Origin of the sequence: Microcystis sp. M109S1, from assembly GCF_020247025.1 — a bacterium.
Lineage (GTDB): Bacteria > Cyanobacteriota > Cyanobacteriia > Cyanobacteriales > Microcystaceae > Microcystis.
In genome coordinates this window covers 1-5,102 of the sequence record NZ_JADBRW010000100.1, presented here as the reverse complement: position 1 = coordinate 5,102, position 5,102 = coordinate 1, and the positions used below count along the sequence as shown (strand labels likewise).

At 42.4% G+C, this 5,102-nt stretch carries 7 protein-coding genes and 2 pseudogenes; 6 read left to right on the top strand and 3 right to left on the bottom strand.

The features are described 5' to 3' along the window. The coding region (locus IM322_RS04840; protein ID WP_287673372.1) for a transposase at nucleotides 1-115 on the top strand (115 nt) is incomplete at its 5' end. 26 nt (nucleotides 116-141) lie between these two features. Then, nucleotides 142-430, top strand: a pseudogene (locus tag IM322_RS04835) (IS1 family transposase); the annotation flags it as partial. A 91-nt stretch (nucleotides 431-521) separates the two neighbouring features. Here the strand turns inward: IM322_RS04835 and IM322_RS04830 are convergent. Beyond that, nucleotides 522-1,442, bottom strand: coding sequence for a LysR substrate-binding domain-containing protein (locus IM322_RS04830; protein ID WP_287699044.1), 921 nt, complete (start codon nucleotides 1,440-1,442; stop codon nucleotides 522-524). A gap of 146 nt (nucleotides 1,443-1,588) precedes the next feature. On the opposite strand from IM322_RS04830, the gene IM322_RS04825 reads away from it, so the two are divergent. Continuing rightward, nucleotides 1,589-2,272 (top strand): cadmium resistance transporter, encoded by a 684-nt coding sequence (locus IM322_RS04825; protein ID WP_287673368.1) that lies wholly within the window; start codon nucleotides 1,589-1,591, stop codon nucleotides 2,270-2,272. Here IM322_RS04825 and IM322_RS04820 read toward each other — a convergent pair. Beyond that, complete coding sequence (locus IM322_RS04820; protein WP_287673367.1) at nucleotides 2,269-2,418, bottom strand: hypothetical protein; 150 nt, start codon at nucleotides 2,416-2,418, stop codon at nucleotides 2,269-2,271. The genes IM322_RS04825 and IM322_RS04820 overlap by 4 nt on opposite strands. Before the next feature lie 171 nt (nucleotides 2,419-2,589). Between IM322_RS04820 and IM322_RS04815 the strand changes: the two genes are divergently transcribed. Beyond that, the gene (locus IM322_RS04815) at nucleotides 2,590-3,024 is read left to right on the top strand and encodes a YidH family protein (protein WP_287673371.1); all 435 of its coding nucleotides are present in this window, start codon (nucleotides 2,590-2,592) and stop codon (nucleotides 3,022-3,024) included. A gap of 10 nt (nucleotides 3,025-3,034) precedes the next feature. On the opposite strand, the gene IM322_RS04810 is transcribed toward IM322_RS04815, so the two are convergent. Further along, nucleotides 3,035-3,832 carry a sulfite exporter TauE/SafE family protein gene (locus IM322_RS04810; RefSeq protein ID WP_287673366.1) on the bottom strand — a complete coding sequence of 266 codons (798 nt, stop codon included), beginning with the start codon at nucleotides 3,830-3,832 and terminating at the stop codon, nucleotides 3,035-3,037. A gap of 274 nt (nucleotides 3,833-4,106) precedes the next feature. Between IM322_RS04810 and IM322_RS04805 the strand changes: the two are divergent. Together IM322_RS04805 and IM322_RS04800 are read left to right on the top strand one after the other, a co-directional pair. Next, nucleotides 4,107-4,655 (top strand): annotated as a pseudogene (locus IM322_RS04805) (sulfate/molybdate ABC transporter ATP-binding protein); the annotation flags it as partial. Between the two features lie 91 nt (nucleotides 4,656-4,746). Then, nucleotides 4,747-5,102, top strand: a 356-nt coding sequence (locus tag IM322_RS04800) for an RNA-guided endonuclease InsQ/TnpB family protein (protein ID WP_287713123.1), incomplete at its 3' end; no start/stop codon positions are given.

The following is a 5,102-nucleotide window of genomic DNA, read 5'->3' as shown; positions in this document are numbered from 1 at the left end:
GGTGGTCGAGGGAATCAACAATAAACTTAAACTAATAAAACGGAGAGGCTATGGCTTGAGAAACTTTCAGAATTTTTGGGTTAGAAGTATGTTATCTTGGCATCTTGTCTGTTGATTTAGCATAAAGAGTAACGAAGAGCCACATTTCGTCCTTTATGGGAGTTAGTTAAAACCTGGGGATGTTATTTTTATGTAACAGATGGCTGGTCGGTTTATCCCGGCTTTATTGCTGATGAAGACCATATTATTAGCAAGACATATATGACAAGAGTGGAGGGTGAAAATACTAGATTGAGACAGTACCTAGCTCGACTTCACCGTAAAACTCTCTGCTATTCTAAGTCTATTGAAATGTTAGGGTATTCAATACGTTTATTAATCCATTATTAAGTTTTGGGAAGTTCCTATTCCTGCCAGATTCATACCTTGATTCAGCAACGCCAAAAAAAGAATAGAAATCTCCAAAAATCTGTAATAAGGACTAGAAGGAAAGGGGTTAATTTTCGGTGACTTCTATCAGATTACAACATCTGCTCGAAAACTTTACAGACGCGGGGTTGAAAGCGCTGACGGTGTTTTATTTTTAAAAAAGGGCGCATAAATTCGAGATAGCGAGGGGATAAACCGGAAGTATCGATGACTCGAATCGATCGCAATGTGCCTAATTCTAATTCCTTTTGAACCATCAATTCGGAAATCCCGGCAGCTGCCGAACTATTCTCGATGATTGCCTTGACCATTTCTCCCGTATTTAACAGCAAAGTCACCTTTAATGTCCGTAAATCGATGCCCCAATTCTGTAACGCTTCCTCGAATCTTTGTTGAGTTCCCGAACCCGATTCTCGCATTACCCAAGGGGTTTCCACTAATTCGGGTAATTCGATCGCTTCTCTTTTATACCAAGGATGAGAACGTCCGACAATAATTAATAGGCGATCGCTGCCGACGATCTCCTGTTCTAAACAATGTGTTAAATCACTCTTGACTTCTCCCTCGATTAATGCTAAGTCAAAACGTCCGTTAGCCGTACCCAGACAGATTTCTTCCGTATTAGCTAGGGTGCAATTGATCTTAATTGCCGGATAGCGCTCCTGAAAATCGCTAATTTTTGCCGGCAGCCAATAGTTACCAATAGTCAAACTCGATCCTAATTGCAGTTCTCCCCGTTGCAAGTCGTTGAATTCCGCCAATCCCCTTTCTGTCAAAGCCACCTGGGTAAGAATGCGTTGCGCTTCTAATTGCAATAAACGTCCTGTTTCCGTGATCTCGATGTGACGACCGACGCGATGGAATAATTTCACCCCGTATTCACTTTCTAGGGAGGCAATGGCGGCACTCACGGCCGGTTGGGTGATATATAAAGCTTCTGCTGCTTTGGTGAAGTGGAGATGTTCGGCAGTCGCTAGAAAGATTTCTAGTTGATCTAGGGTCATTCTGGCCATGGCAATCGGTTTTTTGTCTCTATTGGTCTTTCCATCATTTTAATTTATTAAATCAACAAGAAAGAATATTTGATTTTATTAATGGCTCTTTCTAGAGTAGAAGTAGGGCGATCGAGACCAGAAGAGCCGATTAAGAAAAAAATGCTATGACTACCATGATTACTGCCATATCCACAGCAATAGCGGCGTTTATTGCCACTAATCTCGATGACATCCTGATTTTGACGATTCTTTTTACCCAGGTCAATAAACTTTTTCGCCGTCGTCATATCGTTATCGGTCAGTATTTAGGCTTTATACTGCTGATTTTGGCGAGTTTAACCGGCTTTTTCGGGAGTTTCTTGATTCCGGCTCAGTGGATTCGTTTTCTCGGCCTGTTGCCGGTGCTTTTCGGAATTCGGAGTCTCTGGCAGCGAGAAGAAACCGAGACGGATAATCATCTGGAGGTGGCTGTAGAATCAGCACCGTCTTCTCCTTTGGCGGCCTGGTTTTCCCCTCAAACCTGCGCTGTGGCGGCAATTACCATCGCCAATGGCAGTGATAATATCGGCATTTATCTGCCTCTGTTCGCTAGTAATACTTGGCCAAATTTAGTCACTATCGTCAGCGTTTTTCTGATCTTGGTGGGTGTTTGGTGTTTTACTGCTCATCAGTTGACTAAATTACCGGCGATCGCTAATTTAATTAGCAGTCACGGTAGCCACTTTGTCCCCTGTGTGCTGATCGGTTTGGGTGTGTTTATGATCAAGGAAAGTCTTCCCTTGGCTTTCTTGGCCTTATCCTTAAGCTATGGATGGGCTCTTCTCCAGCAGCAACCCAAATCTATTTAGGGTTTGCGGCAAAAAGTTTGTTGGTGGGGGCAGGGTGTAGGGTGTAGGGTGTAGGGTGTAGGCTGTAGGGTTTTACCCATTTTCAGGGAAAAAGTCCCGGAATTTTCCCCTCGCTCACTCCAATGGCCGGTACTTTTGGATTTCAAAAAGGTCTAAAAGTCTTATCGAACAATGTTTTTAGATTTATTCAGCAGACCCTATTTAATTTTTGATTCAATACAAATACATCTAAAAAGAGATTTTAGATTTTTTCAATACCATCTATAACTCAAGTGCCATACAATAACATCATCTTCTTGACCGTAGCCATCTCGATCATGTTATTTTTTCTCAAATCGCCAGTGACGGAAAGCAAGACCAGTATTGAACCGAAAAAAGTCAATCCCAATCGAGTCCGCGATCATCTGGCCAATGAACGCACCTATCTGTCTTGGATGCGAACAGCGATCGCATTAATGGGTTTTGGTATGGTTATTCTGCGCTTACGGGCCTTTCATCCTCCTCTGGTTCCCCGGCCAGGTTATGGCTGGAAATTAGGCTTAATGTTTGCTTTAGTGGGTTTATTGACCGTATTTTTGACCACAGCCCATTATTTTACAGTCAGACGAGATATAGATGAAGACACCTACGAACCAGCCGATCGATGGGTGCTACTATTTAGTTTAGCGATCGTTATTCTCGGTGCGGGAATTATCTATTTTGTCGCCACCAGTCCCGATCTGTTGATGGGTAGTATGATGACTTTCGAGTAAACTCTGGGGATTAGGTTGGTTGGAGTAATCGCCAACTGACCGTGACTAGAACCGTATAAAGCAGTATTTTTAGGGCATTTTTTGGGAAATATTCCGATAATCTTGCTCCTACTACTACCCCCGGTATCCCACCCAACCAGATGGGAAGTACCAGATTCCAGTCTACTGTTCCTAATCCCAGATGACCGATGGAAGTACAAGTTAAGAGGATGGAAGCTTGCGATAGATCTGTACCGACTAATTTGCGAGAATCAAGCTGAAAAAAGGTCATCAAGACCAATGCAAATAAGGAACCACTGGAAATACTGGTTAAACCGACCAAATAGCCTAAAATTGCCCCTAATACCGTTGTTTTTATCTGACCCGATCGAGTGGTTAAATCTAATTTTGGCCAGGACCAAGGGGACAAATCGGGAAAAAATAAGGAGATTAGTAGTTCTAGGGCCGCTAGGACAGTCACGATCATCAAGACAAGACCGATGATATGAGGCAACCATTGATCGAGATTGAGGGAGCTATTCTGCTGAAAATAGCGAAAACCGACTAATCCTAATAGAGAACCGGGTACACTGCCAATTACTAGCCATTTTACCACTTCTAACTCGATCGTTTGCTGTTGCCAGTGACGAACAGTGCCGACCACTTTCATCAACCCGGCCGCTACCACATCGGAACCCACTGCGGTGGTAGCGGGAACCTGAAATACAAAGATCAATAGGGGTGTAATCAAGGATGAACCGCCAATTCCCGTTAATCCCACGACAATTCCGATAAAAAAGCTAAATATTGTCAATAAAGAATAGTCCATTTTTGCCTCAGTTGTCTCTTTTCTCCGGTGCATTTCTGATCGTTAAGGGACAAAATTAGTTAATTAAGCCTTTAAAAGAGCAAAAAACAGTAATAGTAAGCTTTTATCGCTGTTTAATCTTTTTAGTCTCTGTTTACAACCAGTAATCTCCGAATCGAAACTTAATTTTCTTGCTATCTTGTAAAATGTGAGTGTATTTTAATACGATTGCGATTGAATCATGGTTAAAATACGGTCAAACCCTATACATTTTTTTGCCAGAGGATTAGCTACCGTGAGCATCATCATCGAGCGAGTATCGAAAAAATTCGGCACCTTTACTGCTTTAGACAACATCAACCTAGAGATCAAATCGAATCGTCTGGTGGCACTGCTCGGTCCGTCTGGTTCAGGAAAAACCACTCTCCTGAGAGCGATCGCAGGATTAGAACCTCCCGACACAGGCAAAATTATCATCAACGGCAAAGACACAACCAATTTAAATGTCAGAAAAAGGAGTATTGGCTTTGTTTTTCAGCATTATGCGCTTTTTAAACACCTGACGGTGCGTCAGAATATCGCTTTCGGTTTAAAGATTCGCAAAGCTGCCCCGAACTACATTCAAAAACGAGTGGATAATCTCTTAAGTTTAATTCAATTGCAGGGATTAGGCGATCGCTATCCGGCCCAACTATCCGGGAGTCAACGTCAACGGGTTGCCCTGGCCCGGGCTTTAGCGGTGGAACCGGAAGTATTATTATTAGATGAGCCTTTTGGGGCCTTGGATGCCAAAGTTAGAAAAGAGCTAAGGGTTTGGTTGCGGCAGTTACACGAGGAGGTTCATCGAAAATTTTGGGTCTGAAACCCCGTCGTTCTAGGTTGGCTTTACTGTTAAATATTAGCGCATTTACCAAATATATGCTAAAATGTGAGACATGGAAAAAGCATATTCTTACCGATTTTACCCCACACCCGAACAAGAGTCGCTATTGCGGCGCACCTTGGGCTGTGTAAGATTAGTTTACAATAAAGCTCTCCATCTCAGAACACAAGCTTGGTATGAAAAGCAAGAAAGAGTAGGCTACGCTCAAACTTCTTCAATGCTAACCGATTGGAAAAAACAAGAAGAATTAGAGTTTTTAAACGAAGTTAGCTGTGTACCTTTACAACAAGGGTTAAGACATTTACAAACAGCTTTTACTAACTTCTTTGCTGGTCGTACTAAGTATCCTAACTTTAAGAAAAAACATCAAGGAGGAAGTGCCGAATTTAGCAAATCTGCTTTTAAATT